The organism is Laceyella sediminis (assembly GCF_003003125.1).
GTDB classification, from domain to species: domain Bacteria; phylum Bacillota; class Bacilli; order Thermoactinomycetales; family Thermoactinomycetaceae; genus Laceyella; species Laceyella tengchongensis.
On the sequence record NZ_PVTZ01000013.1, the window covers coordinates 1 to 22941 of the forward strand.

Sequence of the window (22941 nt, forward strand, 5' to 3'; positions counted from 1 at the left end):
TGGCTATGCTGCTTTCGAGAGCAGGTAAGGGAGGTGGTTTTAAGTTTATATGGGTTGATATTCATCCATTAATTGTTTATATCCCTTTTATATACAAAAACCCTGCGATCAACAAAGTTGATTCGCAGGGTTTGTCAACATTCTCACCAACAAGCGTCTAGCTTGTTGGTTATACTTGTTCACAATATGGTTTGGAGTAGTTGACTAGCGGTTGTTACACAGTCATTTGCCCCGTGCTGTTAAGCCGTTTCTACGCAGATAGGCAAACTCTTCAGGGATTGGCCTGTGGCCGATTGAATCAGGTGTTCGGTCACCTCAAACCCTTCCACCGGGCGAATGTCGGCAAACCGTTTTACAAAGGTGGACAAAGCGATGTTCGCTTCCATACGAGCCAGCGGAGCGCCCAAGCAGAAATGCGGACCGGCGCCAAAAGTGAGATGAGTTTGATTGTTATGGCGGTGAATATCGAATGTTTCTGCATTGGCAAATTGCGATTCATCTCGGTTTGCGGAACCCATCCACGCGATGATGATCTGTCCTTTTTTCATCTTGTGCCCAAAGACGGTGGTATCTTGAGCCACTTGGCGATCTATGGCAACAGGAAACCGGAAGCGCAACACTTCTTCAACCAGCTTGGGAATCGCTGTTGAATCGGCTCGCATCTCCTGATAGATGCCTGGTTGGTCAAACAACATGGAGTAAAACATATTCGATATCAGCATGGTTGTGGTTTCATTTCCCGCGCCTAAGAGTCCTATGCCGGACATCACCACTTCCATATCTGTCAGTTGTTCGCCTTCTAAATTCGCTTTCGTTAAGTCAGAGAGGATGTCATCGGCGGGATGTTTCCGTTTTTCTTGCACGATAGGGTATAAGTACTCTTGAAATTCTTTCATGGCTCGCGCTTTTTGGTCGGCGATGTCACCAAACGTTTCTCTCTCATAGGGGTAAAAGAGAATGTCTGACCAGGCTTTGATCTTCTCTCTGTCTTGGGAAGGGACACCCAACAATTTAGCGATGACAATCACGGGCAGGGGAATAGCCAGCTGTTGCACAATGTCCACCGTCGTCTGACCTTCCATATCTGCGACCAACTCGTCAGCAATGGCTTGGATCCGCGGTTCCCATTCTTTCAGGCTTCGAGGGGTAAACGCTTGGGCGAGGAGGGCTCGGCGATGCCGGTGTTCCGGTGGATCGGAAAAATTAACATTGCTTCGGTTATTAACTCTGGGAACGGGAATTAAACTGCGCTCTTTCTTGTTGGAGAATAGTTGGTGATCAAAAAGTACGCGTTTGGCATGATCATACAAAAACACATTCCAGACGTCTTGTTCGGCATCATAAAACACTGGGTTATTTTCTCTCATTTGTTTATACCAGGCAAAAGGGTTCCATTGGTCTTGCTTTGATTTGAGTTTGGATATTTCATGCAAAAGGATGGTTTTACTCGTTGAACGCATCACAATCCCTCCTTGTGTTAAAATAACCTATGTTAACTATACATATGCTTACCTATGTTAATTTAACATAGTAAATAAGTGCTTGACACCATTTTCACAAAGAATTCAGAATGGGTGATGACAGTGTATGCGGAGATTTTAATCTTGGGACAACTCCTGACAGGCCCCAAACACGGTTATGAGATAAAGAAAAACATTCAAGAGGCGCTCGGTGAGGAATTTGAAATCAATAATAATCTGTTGTACCCCACTTTGCGCCGTTTTCTGGAGATGGGCGCCATCTCCAAAGAAGTTGTCAAGGTTGAAGGCAAACCGAATCGTCATGTCTACTTTTTAACCGATGTCGGGGAAGAGATATTTAATGAAATGATCCGGGATTTCCCAAGCAAATTGGCCGCCAGCCAATCTGAATTTCTGGTGCGGGTGGCATTGTTTGACCGATTGGAACAAGACGTGCAACAGGAGATTCTGCTAAGGAGACAAGAAGTGCTACAGAAAAAGCTTGACTTCTACCACCATATCGAAGCTATTCATCCTAAAAAACCTTTTGTGATTGAAGTCATTCGTTTTCAAAAGTCCCAGGTTGAACAGGAATTGGCATGGATTGAGGCATTGCGGCAAAAAGGGGAAACGCCCGAGATGGAAGGTTAACACCGGCCCAGCCGGCTATCGTAGCGTTGGTTGTCGTTTCATCGTCGATCAAAAGTCTCTCGCGGAAGCCAACGGGGAGAGAGGGCCTTTGGCATCAAAAAAGCCGCCTGACTCAGGCAGCTAATAAGTGATCCCGGTTTCCAGGATTTTGACTTTTATACGAGGATGGAAACGAACCTTGGCATAATCTTTTTCCCAATCTTGTTTCTTCCAGAATTCGGGATGAAATGCAGCGAGATGACGCCCGATGCTCAAGGCATCACAATTTGCCTGCTGCATTTTGTCCAACATGTTCTTGACTTCAAGGGTCAATGCGCGGGACAATTCATGGTTAATCTGTTCCAGACGGTCCGAATCAGTTAAATTGTTTTCCGGAAATTCGACCACTTTCGCATAGACTGTGCCAGAAAAAATGACATCGACCCCTCCGCTGGGGGAGATCTTCACTTCTCTCTTCAGTCGGGGCTTGAGCATGTCGATCGTGATGTAACTGGTGGGGTTTTCCCCGTGTTGGGGGTGAATTTTTATCGTCAGTTGCGCCTTCTTTTCTATTTCATTGGTCAGCATCAAATACAAAACCGATTCTTTCCGGTTAAACTCGCCTGTCCATTTCTGCCCGTGGAATAGCGCCGTTCCCACTGCGGCCACTTCCTCACTCTCTGTTTTTCTCAACAGCGGGATCAAGAAGTCTTGCCCCGGTTCCAGAAGCAGGGAACAAATGCTTTGCACATTGGTTTTGGGGAGGATGCCGGCGTCTTCTTCGCTTTCCAACACTTCGTCCACATGCTCGGCAATCAAGGTATCACCCACGCGACGCAAGTAGAATACTTGGCTAGCTTCTCCGTCAACAACGGCTATCCGGGAGTTGAGGGAGGCGCGGGGATCACGGTAAAACACATCCAAGTGGGGATAAATCCCTTTTTTGGCGACCTCTTTTCCAAACAATAACGCCCTCACCTTATAGGTTTCCAGTTTTTCAGAGATATTGCTGTCCAGCAGATCTCGCGTCTGGCGTGCCGTGTTTCCAATCACGCTGTGAACTTCATTTGAAGGATTTTTGCGATCCCCAGAGGGCATGTTACGGATTACGATGGTTGTTTTCACTTTTCCTTGCGGCGCCTGGTCAAACGCCACCCCATAGATTAAACGGGCGTCCCGCAAAGAGGATTGATCCCAACATCCGGGCAAAAGCAGGAGACTGACGCCGGCCAGAAACAACATGATTTGCTTCATGTACTTGTCTCCCCTTTCACTTTGAACAGATAAGACCATCCCAGTAGCAAAAGTGGCACCACCATAATCATGATGAAACTTCCAATCGAGAAGATTTTGTCGTACAACCGAATCTTCTCAGGTTGCCCGGCCCACACGGCAAGTACGAAACAAATAATCCCCGCCCACCACGCCGCTTTTTTATGATTCCCTTTGTGAAAATATTGTCCCAGGCCCATCATGCCCATAAAAATGTAAGAGATGAACGTGGTGAATACGCTCACGCTCCAGATGGACAAAAAGATCAAATCAATGCGCTCAATGACATTGAAAGTGAAGCTCTTTAACATGTACAAAAGAGGTTCAGGAATCACTTCAATCTCCCTGGGACTGAAGATGACTAAGCAGGTGAACGTCAAGAAGCTGTACAAGAGAGTGACCAACAAGTTAGCCAAGGAAATGGCTTTCAGTTTCCCGCCACTATTCCCCTCGACTAATGGATAAGCCAATAGGATTAGCTCAAATCCCACCATGGAAAAAAGCGCTTTTTGCGAGCCTTTGATAATATCGAGCCACCCTGCTTCTGTCAGCGGGAAGATGTAATCCACATTCATGTTTACCATCATTGAATAAATGGCCAATGCCAAGAACACGGGGATCAAAATACTGGTTGCCACCAAAAAGCGGGCGATGTTGCGCAGGTTTTCCACCGCCATGTACATGCACGTGACGATTACGATCAATATGACTACCCATCTCGGGGTTGCAGGCAATATCCAACGGCTGACAATGTCGCTGAACAAGACGAGGATATCAGCAGAGGTGAAGATGGCGTACGATACATATGCCAATCCCAGAATGGTGCCTGTGAACTTTCCAAACAGTTGCGTGAGGAATTCGTAGATTGTTGAGGAAGGAAAGCGCTTATTTAATGCCCAGAGGAACAAAATGATCAGTTGGCTGGCCAACCCGGCGATGATAACAGAAATCCAGCCAGCACCTTTTGCTGAAGATTGAACTTGATGGGGCAGGGATAACACACCTACCCCAATCTGGGTTTGCAAAATAAAAAACATAAATTGGCCTTGTGTAATGGTGTTATCAGCTATCTTCATCTTTTTTCCATCCTCTCGATGGCTCCTCTTGCTTCATGCGTTGGGGATGGGGATCATGCGGGCGTTGGTTCAGTTTCCAAATAGGTAGCCGGATAAAGGTATCCTTCAGGTCCTTGACGCGAAGCGGTGCAAAGGGTGCTAAGTACGGCGTGCCAAAAGACTCAAGCTTAACCAGGTGCATGAAAATAATGATCAGCCCCACCACAATGCCGAAAAAGCCGAAGGAGAATGCAGCAACCATTAGCGGAAACCGCATCACCCGGATGGCCGTGCTCAATTCGTGGGATGGCACCACGAACGAAGAGATCGCCGTGATTGCTACAACAATTAACATGGTATTGGAAACTAAGCCCGCTCGGACAACCGCGTCCCCAATTACTAGACCGCCGACAATACCAATCGTTTGCCCGACGCGGCTGGGGAGCCGGATTCCCGCTTCCCGAATCAATTCAATGGTCAACTCCATCAATAAAGCTTCGATGATGGCGGGAAACGGAATTGTATCAATCGAGCTTTTTAGGCTATAAATCAATGAGATAGGGAGAACTTCGGGATGAAACTCCACAATGGCGATATACAAGGAAGGAAGCAAAAAAGCGATCAAAAAACTCATCAGCCTTACAAATCGGACAAATGATCCGATCATCCACCGGCTGTGATAATCGTCCGGTGTTTGGTAAAAGGCGAATAATGTTACGGGAACTACGACCGCTGTGGGATCTCCTTCTCCCAACATGACAATGCGCCCTTCCATCAGATTGGAGACGACTCGGTCGGGCCTTTCCGTATACAATACCTGAGGGAAGGGGGACGCCGGGCAGTCCTCCATAAATTCCGTCACAAAACCGGGTGACATGATGGTGTCAGTCCGAATCGCGTTGATCCTCTTTTCGACCTCTTTAACCAAATCAGGGTGGGCCAGATTGCGTATATAGAGCATGGCCAGTTTTGATCTGGTCTCCGCTCCTACGCGGAAAAATTTCACCGTGAGATTTGGGTTTTGGATTCGGTGGCGGATATTGTACAAATTCACCTTGATGTTTTCCACCAATCCGTCGTGCGGTCCGCGAACCACGGCTTCGTTGTCGGGTTCAGTCAGGTTTCTTTTTTCAGTGGCTTCCGTTCCCACGATGAAGGCTTGTTCGGATCGGCTAAACAATAAGATGCTGTCTCCGCGCACCAAATGTTCAATGATTTCATCAAAGCTCTCAGTCTGCCGCAGATAGTTCGCGATGATCACTTCTTCCAGCTTGCCTTCCCGGACTTTTAACAGGGGCTGAATGATCGCTTTTAGCACCTGATTTTGATCCGTTAAGGGTTCAATGAACACAAGTACGCCTTTTTTGCCATTGAACTCGATGGAACGGAAAACCAAATCCTGCGAACGGCAAAGTTTTTCATTTATGTTATCGATATTTTCCTGCAAAGAAGAAGACACGCGCGTGGTAGTGTCCCCCACTTTGGTAGTTGGCTCGCTTTTTCGTTTTTTTCTTCCTCTAAATATGGATCTCATTGTCGCTCCCCATTTGCGTTCGAAACATCGTATATAATAAATTGTGTCCTAATTTCGGGATGGCAATTCGTCGCGTGTTATAAAATCATTTGTTCAAGTGTGTTGAATCTCCGGCCTGGATAAATGATCTGTGACCAGAGATTCTGGCGTATGAGTTGAAGTGGAGAATCGGTAAAAAAACCTTTCCCTCTGAACGACGATGAACAAGTGCAGTTAGTTGTCAGCTTTCGAGAATGATATTATGATTATTTATATAATTTAAATTATGGAGGTTAAGGAAGTTTTATATAGAATCGTATATTAATAAAAAGCTTGAATGAATGTGTTAATCTCCTTTTTGGTTTAAAGATTTGAAGGGGGGGTTCCATGAATCATCGGCTCATAATGCAATCGTTGCGGAAGGTCCCTGAACTAAGTTATGTCAATGCCGAAAATGTTGCTCGATATCGTGCGATTATGCGTTTTTTCTATCAAGAATACCAGCGATTGCGCTATTGGATGAAACCAGCAGAAGTGTATGAAGGCGTCCGCTTATGGGGTGTTTTGCAAGGGTATACCTTGGAACAGTGCCATGCTGATTTGGATAAATTGGTAGAGTGGAAAAACCTCACAGTTCGACATGACGGGGGACGTGCAACTACAATTGAAGAGTACATGCGTAAAAAGTATCAATATTCCCTTACTCCATACTCCATTGAAATTGAACGATTGCTGGAGACGTTGGAAAGTGTTTCTGGATACGGTGGATCGCTGGAACCGACATTGTTTGATACTATTGCAGAAGATCTTTTTGAAGTAAGAAACAAAGTAGATATGTTTGAGCCTGGTGAAGCGTTAGAGCTGTGGGAGAGGCTTTATCAGTCTTTTGTGAGGTTGCACGAAAATTCGGCTGACTATATTGCTAGTTTGCAAACCGTCCATGCTGAAACCATGATGATGACGGAGGAGTTCCTTGTTTTTAAAGAGCGATTGAGGGATTACTTGCAAAATTTCATGCAGGCGTTGCAACACCGCTCTTACAAAATCGAAGACTCGCTATTGCATATTTCCAGGCAGATGAGAAAGCGGTTTTTAGCATATGTAGCCCAAGACGCAATTAATAAACCGCGCATAGAAGAGATGCCTTCCAAAGAGGAATTGATAGAAGAATATGAAAGAGGGTGGGAGAATCTTCACCGCTGGTTTGTCGGAGCAGGGGATGAACCAAGCGAATCAACGTTATTGGAGCAAGCTACTAAGGAGGCTATTGCGCGAATTGTGCATTGTGCGCGCAGAATCCAAGAGCGAAAGCGGAAGGGGTTAAGTCGTCGTCAAGAATTAGATTACTTGGCAAAGTGGTTTTACAGCATCGATGATATGGATGAAGCACATCGTTTGGCTGCTTATACATATGGATTGTTTGCGACTCGGCACTTGCAAGGAGAGGATCGGCGCGAATCTGATCGATCTGACATGTCGATGTGGGAAGAAATACCGACCACCCGATCGATCCGCTCCCGAAGCCGCAAACGTATTAGTGGCCACAAAAGAGAGTATGTTCGGGATCAGCACGAGCGGCGACAAATGCTGAAACAGGCAATTCTCGCACAGCAACAGGAAGAGCGTGCATTGTTAGAAGAGATGTTGAGACTAGGGCGAGTACGCATAGACGAGCTGGGGATGATGACAGCCAAAAACCGTTTACGTTTGTTACAGTGGATTGGAAGATGCATGGCTACTTCCTCTAAGTCTTTTCGCACCCCGGAAGGGATGATTGTCAGTTTGAAATTCCCTTCACCCAAACAAGAGGCGGTGCTTCGCTGTGAAGATGGAGTTTTGACTTTGCCGAATTACGAACTTAGGTTTGTGATGGAGTCCAGCCTCTTTGCTTTCAAGGAAGCGGCCGTAACTGCGGAAAATGAGTGAGAAAAGAGGAGAAACAGGATGGGAAACGCATGGAGAAAGCGTCGTTCGGCAAAGATGACAAACGCTGCCGTGCTAGAAGAGCGATTGAGGGAATGTGTCCATGCATTGCTTAATCGACCGTGGATCGCCAAAGAGCAAGATCCAGAAATGTATTATCAGATCAAAGAGCGATTTGAGCAGCTCAAAGATTGGTTCATGGAACAAGCGGGACTTTCATTGATTAGCACCAGAACACTTGTCAAATTGGACAAAGTGCCTGTAATTGCCCACCCATGGATGGGGTTCGCTGAATTCCGAGATCCGATGGATTATGTTTTTTTTACTTATGGGCTGTGGTTTCTTGAAGGAAGAACTGAAATGGATCAATTCACTTTGCAAGAAATGGTTGAGCAAATCAAAGAGCATATGATGAGCCAGGCGATGACTGTTAACTGGACAGTATACAGTCATCGCCAATCGATGGTTCGTGCTTTGAAAAAGTTGAATTCCTTGGGAGTGTTGCATGTCGTAGACGGAGATGAAGACAGCTGGGTCAGGGATGCCGAAGCGGGCAATGTGCTTTATGAGTGTTCGCCACACGCTCGGTATGTTTTGCGCCGCTTTCCGCAAGATTTGTCTTCTTATCAATGCATGGAAGAATTGAGTGACCCAATTCATTATCCGGACACGCCGGATGGAGCATCCTTGCGCCGCCGTCATCGAGTATATCGACGTTTTTTAATGGAACCAGTTGTGCTTGATCGGCAATGGAGCGAGGAAGATAAGTACTATGTCACAACCCAGCGAAGTTCACTGATTGAACAGATGAATCACATGTTAGGATTTGAAGGCCATCGTTACCGCGAAGGGTTGTTATTTTTTCACCCTGATTTGACAGGAGAAGCGCAATTGTTTCCCACTCCACAAGCTGTATCTGACTTGGTTTTGCTGGTAGCGGGAGAGATTAGGCGGCAACTCCATGCCGGAGAAGGGGCGTTCTCTGTCGAGGCTGATGGAACCATTTGTGTCACTCGTAATGAACTGGAATCACTTTTGCTTCAAATAAGAGAGAAACATAAAGATTATTGGAGTAAGGAGCTTAGAGAAGCTTCTTCGCAAGTGTTGGCGGAGAAGGTAATTTCTCATTTGTGTGATTGGAGCTTAGGCGAATGGGAAGATGAACAACTTTTTCTGATCTATCCAGTTTTGGGCCGGTGGGAGGCCACATACCAGATAAGCCAATTTGTCGAGTGAAAGGGACGTGATTAGAAATTGACAGTACGCCGTTGGCAGATGAATCGGGCTGGTTTGTTTAATTTTTGGCATTACGAAGATCAAGAATTTCAATTAGAAGAGGGACGGTTAATCCTGCGAGGAGCCAATGGCTCTGGAAAATCTGTGACTATGCAAAGCTTTTTGCCGCTTGTGCTGGATGGGGATAAGCGTCCGAATCGCTTGGATCCGTTTGGATCTAGGGATCGCAAGATTGAGTATTATCTGTTGGGGGATGCTGATAGCGATACAGTAGAGCGCACAGGATATATTTGGATGGAGTTTGTGCATCCTGAGAAGAAGCTTTATAAGACAATCGGCATTGGTATAAAAGCACGCCGCGGTACATCGCGCATCCATTTTTGGGGATTTCTGCTCGATGATGGGCGACGGGTGAATAAGAATTTTTGGCTGTATGATAGGTCTTTGTGGTTGGCGCAACAAGTTAAACAAGTACTTGATCGACGCAAATTGGAAGAGAATATCGGTTCTGGTGGAAAAGTGGTGCACGAACAAGCAGCTTATCGAGATTTGGTGAATAAATCTTTATTCGGCTTTCGTGACGCTGAAGCCTATCAAGACCTTCTTCAACTGATGATTCAGCTTCGCAGTCCGAAGCTTTCCAAGGATTTTAAGCCTTCTTCCATCTATGAAATACTTACTCAAGCGTTGCCTCCTTTAATGGAAGATGAACTGCGTCCCTTGTCAGAGGTACTGGAAGATATGGATCAAATTGCAGACCATTTGGACGAAATATCCCGCCATCGTCAAGAGATGTCGAAGCTTCAAACGGTGTATGACAAGTATAATCGGTATTTGCTCATGGAGCATTCCCGCCGCTTGCTTCGCTGTTACCACACTGTTCAAGAGATGCAGAAGAATGTCTCTGAATTAAACGAAAAACTCGAACAAGCAGTAGAAGAGCAAACATTCAAAGAGCAACAACGAAAGGAAATGGGGCATCGATTGCAAGAAATTGACGCAGAGTTGGAAGTTATCTATAAAAGTGAAGCGATTGGAAAGCAACAAGAGTTAGCTACCATCCAATCTAGTTTAAAGGAAGCGGATGAGAATAGGAAGCGAACAGCCAACCGCATTTCACATCTGCAAACGCGTATTCTGAAAGCGCAACAAAGCCTTGATCGAGCCATACAGCAGATGGAACACAGCCAACATGAACAGCATGAGCAATTGGAAAGACTAGAAGAGATAGCCAGGGAAACAGAATTGATTGAGCATGATTTATATCATCGAATGTGGCACAGAGCTATTCCGGAAGATGATCGTTGGCTGAAAGCATGGCACCGGGATGTGGTGAATCATCGAAGCAGGCTTGAGAAAGTGTGGAAAATTGCCCAAAAAGAGCGCGAATGGAGCCAGCGGGTTCTGGACGCGGAACAGCAGTTAAGCGAGGCTCGCAAAAAGCGAGACCAGATTGAGCATCACCGCCTCCAATGTGAACAGCGCGTCGAAACAGAAAGAGAAGCCTTACGCGAACAATTGGTTCAATGGAAGCAAAGTGTCCGGTTGTTACGTGTACCAGATGAGACATTACACCAAATGCTTGAAGCATTGGACGAGTTAGATAGGGAGCAGAGAGAGTTTTCTACAGTGAAACAGCATGTTGTTAACATCTTTACTCTTCAGCAACAAGAACTGGTGGAACGTCGCTTGGATCTTGTGCAAAAACGAAAACAAATGGAAACAGAGAGTGAGAAGTTAATCCAAGAGAAAGCAACTTGGGAGTCGAGTCGTGAGCCGGAGCCTGCGCGGTCAGAAGCCCGAAAAAAGGCTCGCTCTTCCCGGCCAAGCGGAACGGGGGCTCCGTTGTATGAAGTGTGCGAGTTTGTGCCGGGACTTGATGATGAGATGAAAGCGCGTGTAGAAGATGCATTGGAGAAAGCTGGGTTATTGGATGCTTGGATTGCGCCGGATGGTCAGGTTGGTCAAGTGACTGAGGATGAAGAAGAAGTATGGATCGTGCCGGCACCAGTAGAATTGGGTTATACCTTGGCAGATATACTTAAGCCCACACCATCAGCCATGAGTGGCCTGGATGCAGAGACGATCGACGTAGTTCTTCGCACCTTCTTGTGGGAGGAAACCGATCAGCTCCCAAAGGATACTGCTATAAAAGAGTCTGTCATTGGGTCGTCAGGTTCGTTTCGAATCGGACCTTTGCTTGGGAAGGGAGCACCAAAAGAACGGGCTGAGTACATTGGCAAAGAAACTAGACGCCGAACAAGAGAGTTGCAGATTCAGCAGCTGGCGACCAAAATTGCTAACTACGATAAAGAGCTTGATATGTTGGATGATCAATTGGCAGTTTGTCGTAGGGAAGAAGCTGAACTGAGTGAGGAGTTGAATCGCTTTCCGGCTGATCGGTTAATACAGAAAGCATGGGAAGAATTGAATCAAACGATTTATCATCTGCGAGCTGCTTTGTCACAGGAGGAAGAAGCACAAGCTCGTTTCAAAAAAGTGCGAGGAGATTGGCGGCGTTTGCAGCAGGAATTAGTAGAACAAACATCTGGTTGGTCACGGCTTAAACAGGAAGAGGAATTGCACCAAGCTGTTCAGCGCTGCCGCGACTATGAGGGTTTGCTCTCTTTGCTACACGCTGCTTGGCGCCGCTATCAAGATGCGGAGCAAGACCAGATTCGTTGGAAGGAAGCAGTGCAGGTAGCACAAGAAGATCTGGAGCAAGATGAAGAAGTGTTGGAAGAGCAGGAAGAGCGTGTTCGGAGCCTTAAAGCGCAAACCAAACGCTTGCGTAGTTTGATGGAGGAACTGGGGATTAGTGATGTCATTACCCAAATAGAGCAATTAAAAGAGGAAAAGGAGCGCTTGAGAAAAGAGAGTAAAGGGGTTCAGGAGGAAGAAAGAAGAGCGTATGAGCAAGCAACGAAGTTATCTGAGCGGCTTCGACTACAAAAGATTGAATTGGAACGGCGAAGTGGAGAATTAGAACAAACGTTGTGTCAATGGAATCATGAGATGCAAAGAAACTTGGTACAAGATTGGCAGAAAGTGTACAAACCAAACGCAAAAATCGAAGAGATTGTACGACTGTGCAAAGAGGTGGAACGGTCGTATGGGAGCACACTCGGCAATCGGACACGGGAGTCAGTGGCCAACTCATTATTGGAAGGATTTAATGCGGTACGTCATGATTTGGCGGACTATGCTTTAACTTTGATTGAGGAAAAGGACTCAGACCGCTTACTCATTTTTTCGATGAGAGATCGTTCAAACCCACAACCCCCCGGTGTGTTGTTGGAAGAATTGAATCTTTGGGAAGCAGAGCAACGGAGTTTATTGAGTGAAAAAGATCGCGAGCTATATGAAGAAATTATTTTGCGAAGTGTGGGTAAAGCCATCCGTCAACGCATTCAGCGTGCGGAAAGGTGGGTAGCTAAGATGAACCGGCTGATGGCAGAGCGGAATACATCAAGTGGATTGCAACTAAAGTTAGAGTGGGTTCCTAAACTGCCACAGAATGAAAGTCAACTAAATACTGAACGGTTGGTACACCTGTTAAAGCGCGATGCCCACCGCTTGCTTGAGGAGGAAACTGAACAGATCGTCGCACATTTTCGTTCCTATATCGGATATGCAAAACAAGAAGCGCAAACAGAACGTGAGTCACTGCGTAAATATATTTATGAGGTGTTAGACTATCGAAACTGGTTCCAATTTGTATTGTACCATCGTAAAGGAGATCAAGTGGGGTATCGCGAGTTGACTGACTCCAAGTTTAATGTATTAAGCGGCGGAGAAAAAGCGATGGCTATGTATATTCCTTTGTTTGCAGCGATTTCTTCGCGTTACATGGATGCGAAGGAAGAGGCACCCAAAATCATTTCACTTGATGAAGCCTTTGCGGGGGTAGACGAAGAGAATATGCGTGATATGTTTCAATTATTAACAGAGATGGGATTTGACTATATGATGACGTCACAGGTGTTGTGGGGATGCTATGATGTTGTACCTAATCTGGCAATCTATGAAATTTATCGCCCTAAAGATGCAGATGTTATTACCCTAATACGATATCACTGGAATGGTCATCAGCGGACGTATGTGGAAGAGTCCGATCCCGATTGAATAATGATTAGCAACAGGAGAATGGTCGATGAGCTCTTTTGAAAAGAAAGAAAGAACCAAACAATATTTTATGCAACCGGGTTTTACACGCTTACTACAAGAGATTTGGAAAAAATACACCTCTTTGGGACGTGTCGGCGGCAAAGTTGTGTTAGATCGGCTATCTGATGAAGAATGCGAGGCAATAAACGGTTTTTTTGGCCTGTTCAAGCAAAGTGGAGAAAAAGTAGAGGTTTCGTTGACACGTTTTGAAGAAGAGTTGCAAAATTCACCTTTTCCTTCTACAATCCCTGAGCTGTATCTGACCCTGATGGGGAAACCGCTCCTTACACGGTCTGAGTCTTTGTTGCAACAAGAAGATAAGTGGAAAGACATGTTCCGTAGCATTAGTAGTGAAGTGGAGAATGTAGACGAACTTAAGCAATGGCTTAATCGTTTATACACTGGGGAAACGCCTGGTTATCACACCATTCGGAGAGTATATCGGTCTCATCCAGAAGAAGCCAAGAGAATAGTTCTTCAAGTGGTGAATGCTTTAATCCACTTGCGTTCGGGTGATGCTTTTTACAGCTCATATGATGGTGAAATTCAATTGGACACAGTGCGTTTGCCTGTGTTAGCAGCTAAAATTACAGGAGATTCACATGCATTTGACTGGAAGGAGCCAGCTGGGCGACTTTTGTGGTATGGAATAACAGAGATGTGGCGTGATTCACATGACGAAAGGGTGGTATGGGGAGATGATCAAGATTTAGCGCTTGATCCATTCACGATTAGAGAAGGATACCGGAAAGCTGGGATCGGGGATGATGATCTTTCATCACAAGTGCTGTTTTGTATCCCCGACCTCCGGTTTGATATTCAACCGACAGTATGGACTCTGCGTCAAGTCAATCAACAACCTGAGCTGAACATATTTGCTAGTTTATATGTTGTTGAAAATCCGTCCGTGTTCTCTACACTACTGGATGTTACGCAACAATTTCGCGAGCTGAAGAAGGTAGCTCCTCATGGTTGGCAGGAGAAGGCATGTCCCATCTTGCTTTGCACCAATGGACAACCCAGTGTGGCCACACTACAATTGATTGAACTTTTGTTAGAAAAAGCAAACTCTGAGGTTCGGCTCCATTATTCAGGGGATTTTGATGTGGCGGGCCTTCAGATGGCACAAGCAATGGCTAAACGATTTGCGACGGCTTTTGCTCCTTGGCGGATGGATGCTGAAACATATAATGTCTGGTCTGGTAAAGGCCCGGCTTTTTCGCAAGAGGAAATAGATCGTTTGCAAAGAATGGAGATACCTTGGGATGCTTCACTAACTAACGTGATGGCGCAAAAGGGACATAAATTGTTTCAGGAAGTGTTCGTTGCCGAACTGGTAGAGGATTGGTTGGAGGAATTGGGCAAATTAAAGTAAAAGTTGCAAGGTGTAGAAATTGACCCGATATTGCCACCGATTCATCCGTTTAGAAATAGGGCAGGCTGTAAAACTATCCGAATAAGAATATTCTTCTGATATAATGTAAACGGGCTGTTTACCATATATAGATAGATGAACGGGGTGTGCAATATGAGCAGCATTACCATTGATCTTGATCAGGGATTGGCTTGGAGTGAGCGGCTGGCGCAGTTTCGTGTGGAACTGGAGCAAATCTCAGCATACATAAAAGAAGATGGGCAAGATGGGACAGCTGTCGTGGAGAACGGGCCGACCACAGCTTATACAAAAGAAGATCGATCTGAATTATCTACGGAAAGCTTGCATGAACAAAACGAGCCGGCACATGCGGTAAGTCAATTAGATTTTCGCACTCTGAATGTGGATAGCCAAGCCGATGAACCGGTTCAGGCACGCGTGTTTTTCCAAAATCGTCCGGTTATGATGTTTAAACGGGCTCGCATGGTTGAGCATCCATCGTCCGTAGCCCTTCGGCCCAAGGCAAGGGGAGCGATCAAAGAACTTCACCATTTGTCCGAACAGGTCGAACAGCAGTTGAAGCATGGAAAAATCGATAAGGACCAATTGGTCAAGCTTAATAAAAAATTAGGTGAATTCCAGATCAACTATGGACACATCGCTGCTGTCGCGGTCACCATTTCTGCCATGATCAGCGGATTGAACGATCTGATAGAATTGATCCAAAAGTTACAACCTTGACCGGATAAACGCCAAAACCCACCTCGTTGTCGCTTATGCGAAAAAGGTGGGTTTTGTTTTCAATGAAGGTATATGAGATAACTCTTTTTTATTTGTAAGCCGGTTTGCCCAGCAATTGGTTCACGGTGACAAGTTCATATCCTTGGCTTTTGAGCTGGGAAATGAGGGTACGCAAGGCTTGTACAGTGCTTGTACGGTCGCCTCCGGCATCATGCATGAGGATGATGCTTCCGTTTTGTGCAATGGATATCACCGTTTTTTAAGATATCCAGAACTTGCGGAGTGAATTGCGCGTTTGGCCCGTCATCAAAAGTAAGGGCGATTCGTTTGGCGGTGCGGGGCCCATTCTCAATAACGGTGGCTGGTTGAACAGGTAACAAATTTTTGTGAATAAACCATTAAAAATTAAAATGGCGATTTGCCATAATTGGCGAGAATGACAAAAAAATGCAGATGAGTGTCAGCAAAAATTGTAAAACGTTTACTGATTTATTGATATTTAAAAAGAAATTATTGACTAACTATTTGAAATATCATATTATTTTTTACAGATTCATGGTTATTCGCATCTATGCGTTTAATCATGGATGAAACATTTCTTCAAGGAGAATCACAAGGAGGTTAAGTGGATGTTCAAAAAGAGATTCCGCTCGCTCTGTTTGGGTCTCGCTGTGCTAGGAATGAGTTTGTCCATCACTTCCCCTACGTCAGCTGCATCTCCTTCAGTCGGATCGATTCCGGCGTCTTCCATTCCTGCTCCGACTGGCAATGGCGTCATGACGGTGAAAGTGATGAATGGAACCAATGGTGCTTATCGGGACGATCAAATTTATTGGGGTGTCATTGGTATTGATCCAGCCACAGGCCGCTGGAGCTATTTGGACTTGAATGGCTACCTGCATCCAATCTCCACTGCATTGAATGACACCCCTGGGCATTTGACGAAAAATGGCGTGAACTATGCCAACATTTATCACAGAGTGAGTGATGCCGAGTGGGTCAGCCTGCCGAAAATCACTTCTGGTAGAATGTTTCTTTGCGTAGGATCGCCGTGTTACATCAAAACATATGACAACGGCTTTGCTGGACCGGACTTCAACAACCCTACTGATCCCAACTTAGATGTGTTCTTGGATTTTGTAGAGTTTACAGTGGATAATGCCGGCTATCATGGCAATACCACTCGCGTGGACGGGTTTGGGTTCCCTATTCAACACAGATTGGTGAATAAAGCAGGAAATTATGACAGAACAGTCGGTGAACTTGAGTCGGAGACCCGTGCGGGCTTATTTAGCAAATATGTGAATGAAGTGCCTTCCGAATTCAAATCGTTAGCCACGTTGCAAGCTCCTTACCGCATTGTTGCCCCCATTTACGGACCTTTTGCTCCTGGCCGCGAACATAGCAATTACTTCGCCAGTGTCACTTCTATACCAACACAAGACATTTTCCGCTGTATAGGTGCAGCCGCCGATCCTCGGACTTGCGCCAATCTTAACCGCAACGGATACGATGACCAGTGGAACGGGCCCCAGAACCCCACAAATCCCGCTCCCGCTAACCATTACGCGGCTTTTTGGCATAATCACAGCATCGACCGATTGGCTTACGGATTTCCCTATGACGATGTGAACAATCAAGCTGCGTATCTGGAAGTTGGCGATCCAAAAGGGTTGATCATCCGGGTTGCGTGGTAAGTTGGGCAGGATTGTTCAACTGAAACCATCCTTTTCCCGTTGGGAGAAGGGTGGTTTTTTTGGGATGGTTTTTTATCGCGGAGGAACAACCCGGGCGTAAAAAATGTTACAACCCGTGTCAGTGGTGATCTCTTCCCACTCCGACGTCACATCGGGATCGTGCCACTCGCTGTGAAGAAGATCATCCGTCTGTTCTAACACTTCCCAGCCTGACTCGGCGAATGCTTCCATGGAGAAGTCATAAAATCTGGTATGATCCGTTTTGAAGATGAGGTTCCCGTGGCTGGATAGCAGATCGCGATAAATCTTTAAAAAGCGGGGATGGGTCAATCGTTTTTTGGCGTGTACCTTAATGGGCGAACAAAGCGCGAACCTCGCCTCTGCTGAGGGTTTGTCCCTTTTTGTAAGGGGTTGTGACCAACACTGGATCAGCCAAAGGATTTTTGGAGAATGCCATACGGTTTTACCACTCTTCCCATAAGTAGTACTAGGGCGTGTCTGGTGAATCAAGTTGGTAGGGTAGGACTGGCGGAAAAACCTTTTCTCGAGGAGCGCCTCGCCACCGCGTGAAGCGAATGAGAAAATAGTTTTGGAGCCGCTGGCCTATTCATCGGACACGCTCTAGTGATAAGCTTTGCTTGGGTATTCTGAAGGCCGGCAACCATTAGGGTTAATGGAATGCCTGATTAAAAGGAAAAATGTTTAAATTAATGAGTAAGGAGCGCGGTTCCTAAGGAATGGCGCGAAATTGAACTGGGTTTCGGGAATGAAGGCATAAGTTTGGCCTGCAAGCAGTCCATTCTTTTTATCGAATGTTCCACCGCAGGCACTTTTTTTTGTTTTTTGTTATGTTTGTTTGCTGAAAAAAAACAAGAAACGATTGCCGAAACGATTTGCTACATCTTCATACTCACTGAAGGAACGTGCGCATTTCAACAGAATCACAGCTTGATGCTGTTGGTGATTCAGGTGTTTCTCTGTCCAAAGACCTTGGGCTAGGTGCCATGGTAGTAGATGATGAGGTTGATGGACGAGATAAATGCGATCAATACAGTAAAGACGGCGATCATCCAATTCCGTTTGGTGTACTTCATATCGTGATCGGCCTTTTGCATATCCTTTTCGGCTTTGGCAGTGTCTTGGACAAGGCGTTGGAGAGTCTCAACGATTCTCTCAACGTCAGCAGAAATGTTGGTTCCTTTAGGAGTAGTAGGTTGATGACTCATGTTGATTGTGGCTACGTGAGAAGCTGAGATGATTTGGTTGATTGGGTTGCGGTGTTTTGACTTGAACGGATTGACGCGTCTGCAGATGTGAAAGCTAGTGTTTGGACACTTGTATTATAAATGATAAAATGCATATAGTAAATTGATTTATAATATTCAGAGGGGATTTTTTTCTCTCACACCTGCCAGTTAAAGATGAGGTGCATCGGAGAAATGACAATAGGTTGTCAATAACGATCGAATCATTCATTATTAAACAAATATTATAATGAATATTAATTGGTGAGAAACTCTAAATAAAAGAAAGGAGGAGCCTTGTGAGGAACAAGGCACCACAGGAATCATCGTTCTCCTCCTTGAAGGGGTTTGATACGTCCCAAAAAGGTACGGGCCATCTTATCAAAGAAACGAGTAAGAAATCGGCCCCTTTCTCCGGATTGGACATGATCGGGAAGGTAGGGGAAGGATTGGCGGCGATCCCACTGAAACCCGTGTTGATTGGTGCAGTGGCCGGCGGGGGGCTCGCCTCTGTCGCTGAGATGGTACGGGAAATTGAGCAAGGCCTGAAGTAATGACCCATATTCTCACTATCCTCCTTGGCGATAAGGAGGATTTTTTTTGCTGTCAGTAGCAAAGGACATTTCCAGGTTAAGATCGGAGTAGAGACAAATGGAGACGGATTGATCCCCGTGGCTTGAGTGAGTGCGCTCAAGTCTTTTTGCTGTTTTTAAAGAAGGCTATTTGTTACGCTGTATTGAACGCGTGCAATAGGTTACAGAGGGGTTGGGAAAAATGTTTTGGCTGAGTGTGTCATAAAAAATCGCTTGGTGGTTTCTATAAAATGAAGACGGTAGAAAGGAGGTTCCAACTATGGGAAAGCCATCTCCTTCAGAAACGGATCAAACCATGGACGATCACAGCGAATTTGAAGGATTGTTTCGGACTTATTATCCCTTTGTGGTGCGGCAAGTGATGCGAATCCTGCCGTCGCCATCGATCGCTGAGGATATCGCCCAAGAGGTGTTTGTCCAATTTTATCATACCGACCGTACCGTGATTGAGAATATCCCTGCTTGGTTGGCCAAAGCAACGATTCACGCCACGTATAATCATTTGCGCTCAGAAAAAAGGCATCTGGCTCGGGTGAAAAAGGAATCTCTTTATTTGCTGGATTCGTTGCCTTCAACAGAAAGCGAGTGGCTGAGTCGGGAAGATGTGGTGATGGTACGCCGTGCGCTGCTTCAGATGGATGATCGGGAGCGAACCCTTTTGCTGATGAAGTACGCCGGCTTTAGTTATGAAGAGCTGGCACAGGTGATGCAAATAAAAAAAGGGTATGTGGGAACCCTTTTGTCTCGGGCGAAGAACAGATTTCGCAAATTGTTGCAACAAGTGAGGGGGGATGGGGGATGAAATGCTTGGATCAAGGGCGATTGCAAGCTTATCTGGATGGAGAGGTTTCACGCAAAGAGCGGAAAGAAATCGCCGTCCACCTGGAGCATTGTCGGCAGTGTCAAACATTGCTGAAGGAAATGAAAACGTTGGATGATTGGGTGCGGCTTCGCCTGGAGGGAAGCTTTGCGCTTCCATCCCAACCGCTGACCATCCAAACCGATCAAGCTTGGGAACGGTTCAACCGCCATCTGCAAGAATCAGAGGCGAAGAAGCCGTCGCCGCACACAACACATACACACAAAAAAATGAAATGGGGATGGAAAAACATGAAACATGGGACAAAACGGTGGATTTCCGGTATTGCCGCAGCAGGTATCATCGTGGGAAGCTTCAGCATTCCACAAGTGCAAGCGGCCGCCAGTGAATTCTTATCCATTTTCCGTGTGAAGCAGGTGGAGTTCGTCAAGGTGACGGAAGACGATTTAAGCCAAATGGCAAACTGGCTTGATGAACGGAAGGCCGGCACGCTGGATTTGAAAGGGTTAGGGAAAGTGTGGACAGATGCAGGTGATGCAAAACAAGATCGAAACCAAACTTATCAAACGGCTGAGCAAGCGATGAAAGTGGGCCATGCCGTGCCAAGCCTGCCCAAAGGCTACACAGTGATTGAGGTGAACGTGCAACAGCCTGTTACGGTGAATTTCAAACTGAACACTGATGCAGTGAATAAGATGTTGCGCCAATTGCAAACAGGTGTCAGCATCGACGCGAAGCTGAATGGAAAAGTATTTGCGCTGGATGTGCCGAAGCAAGTGCAGATGCAGATCAAAGATGAGCGAGGTGTGTATTTCGAATTTACGGAGATCGACCCAGTAAATCTGAGAGCGGATAAAGGCGTCGATCTTGCGGAATTGCGCCAAGCGTTGCTTTCATTTCCCTTCCTTCCTGAAAACATCAAAAAACAGTTGATTGATATTAATGATTTTGATAGTACGCTACCTGTTCCCGTCTTTGATAGAGGAGGAAAAATCAAAGAAGTGAAAATCAATGGCGACAAGGGTATGGTACAATCGGATCAGATGACGAGCTCCGTGTTCTGGGAAAAAGACGGGAAACTCCGCGTCTTAACCAGTTATCAAACTAATGGCGATTACGAACAATTGGTGCGACTTGCACAACAAATGAACTAGGGTGTACCTGGATTATGGATGGAAGCCCATCAGATACGCACAATTTATGAACGCATGCTGGCAGAGTGACTCCGAAATCGGGGTGGCTCTGCTTGCTGTTTCAGGAGGAAGAATGCTCATGAGCGATTATGTGATTAAAACCCAAGATTTGACCAAGTTATATGCTGGTGACAAAGGTTGTCGCGAGATCACTCTTCAAGTGCCTCGCGGCGTGGTGTATGGGTTTCTGGGGCCGAACGGAGCGGGGAAAAGTACATTTGTGCGCACCTTATTAGGGTTGATCCGGCCGACCAGCGGAACGGCTTCGGTATTGGAACATCCCATTTCATCTGTCGCATCCCGGCAGCAAGTCGGATATTTGCCGGAGCTGTTTCGTTATCCGGATTGGATGACGGGAATACAGCTGTTGAAGTTTCACGCCGATTTGTGCAAGGTGCCGCACACCGAACAAAAAGCGAGAATCCATCACTTGCTGGAGCGAGTAGGTCTTCATCAACGTGGGGAGGAGAAGATTCGTGGCTATTCCAAAGGCATGCAACAGCGGATCGGCTTGGCATGCGCCCTGATCTCGGATCCGGCGCTTGTGTTTCTAGACGAACCAACCTCGGCGCTCGATCCCATTGGCCGCAAAGAGGTGCGTGAGTTGATCAGCGATCTCAGGGCAGAGGGGAAGACGGTCTTTCTGAATAGCCACTTGTTGAGTGAAGTGGAGAATGTGTGCGACCATGTTGCCATCATCAACAAAGGACGGTTAGTTGTCCAAGGGGATTGGCGGGAGCTTCGTACCGTGCAGGCGCAGGTGGAAGTGACGATCTCCGATGTAGAGGACGAGTGGTGGGCCTCTTTGTCCGACTTGGTTACCGGGTGGAAACGGTTAAGTAGCTGGGATGGCAAAAGTGCGTGGCTGTTGACCCTGTCTGAGGCCTCCCAGATCCCGGCTCTTGTCTCGACCTTGACTTCCCGGCAAATAGATGTGTACCAAGTCACTCCGAAACAACAAAACCTCGAAGAGCTTTTCATGTATTGGATCAACAAGAAAGAAGGCGCGGAACATGTGGATAATCGCTAAAATATCGGTAAAGGAAATCTTGTATAAACGCATTTTTATCGTGATCTTTTTGATGTCTTTTGCCTTTCTTTGTTTTTATGGCATTGGAACGTATTATGCGGGGAAAGAAATGGCGTCTTCAGGAATGGGAAACATCCAGAATGTGTTGGCTAACAATTTTTTCGCGACGCAATTTTTGGGCATTGGGTTGTATTTTGCCGCGTTTATCACATCCTTGCTTGCGATTTTCAGTAGTGTAGGCAGCCTATCCAGGGAAATAGAGAGCCGCCAAATTGAATCGGTCTTGTGCCGTGCCCTTCCTCGCCACTCGTTTGTGTTGGGGAAACTGATTGGATTGGGTGGCATTCTTCTGTTGTTCGCCGCGTTTTTGTTTGCCGGCGTTCTGCTCATCAATCAATGGTTTGGAGGCCAATTGCGCGTCGATTTGGACTTTGGCCAACTCATGCAGGCATCCGGCTTGTTTCTTCTGCGAGTTCTGATCTTAGCGGCCGTTTCGCTGGCGTTTAGTGCGCGGATATCGACGCTGAACAGTGGCATCATCATGATCATGTTGTACATCATCAGCATGATCGGCGGGTTTATTGAGCAATTTGGCGCTGTGCTGAAAAAACAGGTGTTGATTGACACCGGCATTGTGATCAGCTTGATCTTTCCCTTGGACTCTGTGTTTCGCAAAATGATGATCTGCCTGTTTGACTCCGCGGATAATCCGATCTCCTTTGTCTCCCAAGGATTGTTGGGCAGCATGTCCGTGCCCAGTGATTTGATGATTATTTACGCTTGCTTATACGGCCTCATTGCTTTAGGTATTGCGATTCGCTCGTTCACAGTTAGGGACATCTGAGAAAGCCCATTTGTGGAAGGATGTGCGGAATCCATCTGTTGGTATCGTTATGTATAGAGGAACATTTTCATCGTAATCAAAAAGGTGCCGCGCCAAATGCGCAGACTGCAACAGCCGACGGACCCAGCTGGTGAGAGGGCCTGTCGGC

Annotated in this window: 20 protein-coding genes; 12 read left to right on the forward strand and 8 right to left on the reverse strand. The window is 46.2% G+C overall.

Features of this window, described 5'->3' with window-relative positions; genetic code table 11:
- Positions 1 to 239: 239 nt before the first annotated feature.
- Entirely contained in the window at positions 240 to 1460 is a 1221-nt protein-coding gene (locus tag CLV36_RS13685; protein WP_106343037.1) for a cytochrome P450, read from the reverse strand.
- A 123-nt stretch (positions 1461 to 1583) separates the two neighbouring features.
- Between CLV36_RS13685 and CLV36_RS13690 the strand changes: the two genes are divergently transcribed.
- A complete protein-coding gene (locus CLV36_RS13690) occupies positions 1584 to 2111 on the forward strand; it encodes a PadR family transcriptional regulator (protein WP_106343038.1) in 528 nt (175 codons plus the stop codon).
- Positions 2112 to 2231: 120 nt separating this feature from the next.
- Here CLV36_RS13690 and CLV36_RS13695 read toward each other — a convergent pair whose 3' ends face one another.
- Genes CLV36_RS13695 through CLV36_RS13705 form a run of 3 tightly spaced genes read right to left on the reverse strand, consistent with a single transcriptional unit; the run spans position 2232 to position 5951 of the window.
- Positions 2232 to 3344 carry a Ger(x)C family spore germination protein gene (locus tag CLV36_RS13695; RefSeq protein ID WP_181353061.1) on the reverse strand — a complete coding sequence of 371 codons (1113 nt, stop codon included), beginning with the start codon at positions 3342 to 3344 and terminating at the stop codon, positions 2232 to 2234.
- Positions 3341 to 4438 carry a GerAB/ArcD/ProY family transporter gene (locus CLV36_RS13700; RefSeq protein ID WP_106343040.1) on the reverse strand — a complete coding sequence of 366 codons (1098 nt, stop codon included), beginning with the start codon at positions 4436 to 4438 and terminating at the stop codon, positions 3341 to 3343. The genes CLV36_RS13695 and CLV36_RS13700 overlap by 4 nt, the downstream gene beginning before the upstream one ends.
- A complete protein-coding gene (locus CLV36_RS13705; RefSeq protein WP_106343041.1) occupies positions 4425 to 5951 on the reverse strand; it encodes a spore germination protein in 1527 nt (508 codons plus the stop codon). Before CLV36_RS13705 ends, CLV36_RS13700 begins: the two co-directional genes overlap by 14 nt.
- Before the next feature lie 366 nt (positions 5952 to 6317).
- Here CLV36_RS13705 and CLV36_RS13710 point away from each other — a divergent pair, with 366 nt between their 5' ends.
- The 5 genes from CLV36_RS13710 (at position 6318) to CLV36_RS13730 (ending at position 15372) form a co-directional block, all read left to right on the forward strand.
- Complete coding sequence (locus CLV36_RS13710; protein ID WP_106343042.1) at positions 6318 to 7856, forward strand: TIGR02677 family protein; 1539 nt, start codon at positions 6318 to 6320, stop codon at positions 7854 to 7856.
- Positions 7857 to 7874: 18 nt separating this feature from the next.
- On the forward strand, positions 7875 to 9089 hold the full coding sequence (locus tag CLV36_RS13715; protein ID WP_181353063.1) for a TIGR02678 family protein: 1215 nt from the start codon (positions 7875 to 7877) through the stop codon (positions 9087 to 9089).
- 18 nt (positions 9090 to 9107) lie between these two features.
- Complete coding sequence (locus tag CLV36_RS13720) at positions 9108 to 13214, forward strand: TIGR02680 family protein (RefSeq protein WP_245888372.1); 4107 nt, start codon at positions 9108 to 9110, stop codon at positions 13212 to 13214.
- Positions 13215 to 13242: 28 nt separating this feature from the next.
- The gene (locus tag CLV36_RS13725; RefSeq protein WP_106343044.1) at positions 13243 to 14631 is read left to right on the forward strand and encodes a TIGR02679 domain-containing protein; all 1389 of its coding nucleotides are present in this window, start codon (positions 13243 to 13245) and stop codon (positions 14629 to 14631) included.
- Between the two features lie 153 nt (positions 14632 to 14784).
- Entirely contained in the window at positions 14785 to 15372 is a 588-nt protein-coding gene (locus CLV36_RS13730) for a hypothetical protein (RefSeq protein WP_106343045.1), read from the forward strand.
- Positions 15373 to 15460: 88 nt separating this feature from the next.
- On the opposite strand, the gene CLV36_RS13735 is transcribed toward CLV36_RS13730, so the two are convergent.
- Positions 15461 to 15625, reverse strand: a complete 165-nt coding sequence (locus tag CLV36_RS13735) for a polysaccharide deacetylase family protein (RefSeq protein WP_181353064.1) — start codon at positions 15623 to 15625, stop codon at positions 15461 to 15463.
- Positions 15582 to 15752 (reverse strand): polysaccharide deacetylase family protein, encoded by a 171-nt coding sequence (locus CLV36_RS13740; RefSeq protein ID WP_245888373.1) that lies wholly within the window; start codon positions 15750 to 15752, stop codon positions 15582 to 15584. Before CLV36_RS13740 ends, CLV36_RS13735 begins: the two co-directional genes overlap by 44 nt.
- Positions 15753 to 16001: 249 nt before the next feature.
- On the opposite strand from CLV36_RS13740, the gene CLV36_RS13745 reads away from it, so the two are divergent.
- Positions 16002 to 17069 carry a glycoside hydrolase family 64 protein gene (locus CLV36_RS13745; RefSeq protein WP_245888374.1) on the forward strand — a complete coding sequence of 356 codons (1068 nt, stop codon included), beginning with the start codon at positions 16002 to 16004 and terminating at the stop codon, positions 17067 to 17069.
- Between the two features lie 72 nt (positions 17070 to 17141).
- On the opposite strand, the gene CLV36_RS17925 is transcribed toward CLV36_RS13745, so the two are convergent.
- Complete coding sequence (locus tag CLV36_RS17925; protein ID WP_281257262.1) at positions 17142 to 17579, reverse strand: class I SAM-dependent methyltransferase; 438 nt, start codon at positions 17577 to 17579, stop codon at positions 17142 to 17144.
- A gap of 485 nt (positions 17580 to 18064) precedes the next feature.
- Complete coding sequence (locus CLV36_RS13760) at positions 18065 to 18295, reverse strand: hypothetical protein (RefSeq protein WP_106343050.1); 231 nt, start codon at positions 18293 to 18295, stop codon at positions 18065 to 18067.
- Positions 18296 to 18612: 317 nt separating this feature from the next.
- On the opposite strand from CLV36_RS13760, the gene CLV36_RS13765 reads away from it, so the two are divergent.
- The 5 genes from CLV36_RS13765 to CLV36_RS13785 all read left to right on the forward strand — a co-directional run bounded on the left by CLV36_RS13765 (position 18613) and on the right by CLV36_RS13785 (position 22793).
- A complete protein-coding gene (locus CLV36_RS13765) occupies positions 18613 to 18867 on the forward strand; it encodes a hypothetical protein (RefSeq protein ID WP_106343051.1) in 255 nt (84 codons plus the stop codon).
- Positions 18868 to 19165: 298 nt separating this feature from the next.
- Positions 19166 to 19708: an RNA polymerase sigma factor SigX gene (locus CLV36_RS13770; RefSeq protein ID WP_106343052.1), complete on the forward strand. Its 543-nt coding sequence runs from the start codon at positions 19166 to 19168 to the stop codon at positions 19706 to 19708.
- Complete coding sequence (locus CLV36_RS13775) at positions 19705 to 20880, forward strand: anti-sigma factor family protein (protein ID WP_106343053.1); 1176 nt, start codon at positions 19705 to 19707, stop codon at positions 20878 to 20880. Before CLV36_RS13770 ends, CLV36_RS13775 begins: the two co-directional genes overlap by 4 nt.
- A 118-nt stretch (positions 20881 to 20998) precedes the next feature.
- Positions 20999 to 21949 (forward strand): ABC transporter ATP-binding protein, encoded by a 951-nt coding sequence (locus CLV36_RS13780; RefSeq protein WP_106343054.1) that lies wholly within the window; start codon positions 20999 to 21001, stop codon positions 21947 to 21949.
- The gene (locus tag CLV36_RS13785; RefSeq protein WP_106343055.1) at positions 21933 to 22793 is read left to right on the forward strand and encodes an ABC transporter permease subunit; all 861 of its coding nucleotides are present in this window, start codon (positions 21933 to 21935) and stop codon (positions 22791 to 22793) included. The genes CLV36_RS13780 and CLV36_RS13785 overlap by 17 nt, the downstream gene beginning before the upstream one ends.
- The last annotated feature ends 148 nt before the right edge of the window (positions 22794 to 22941 follow it).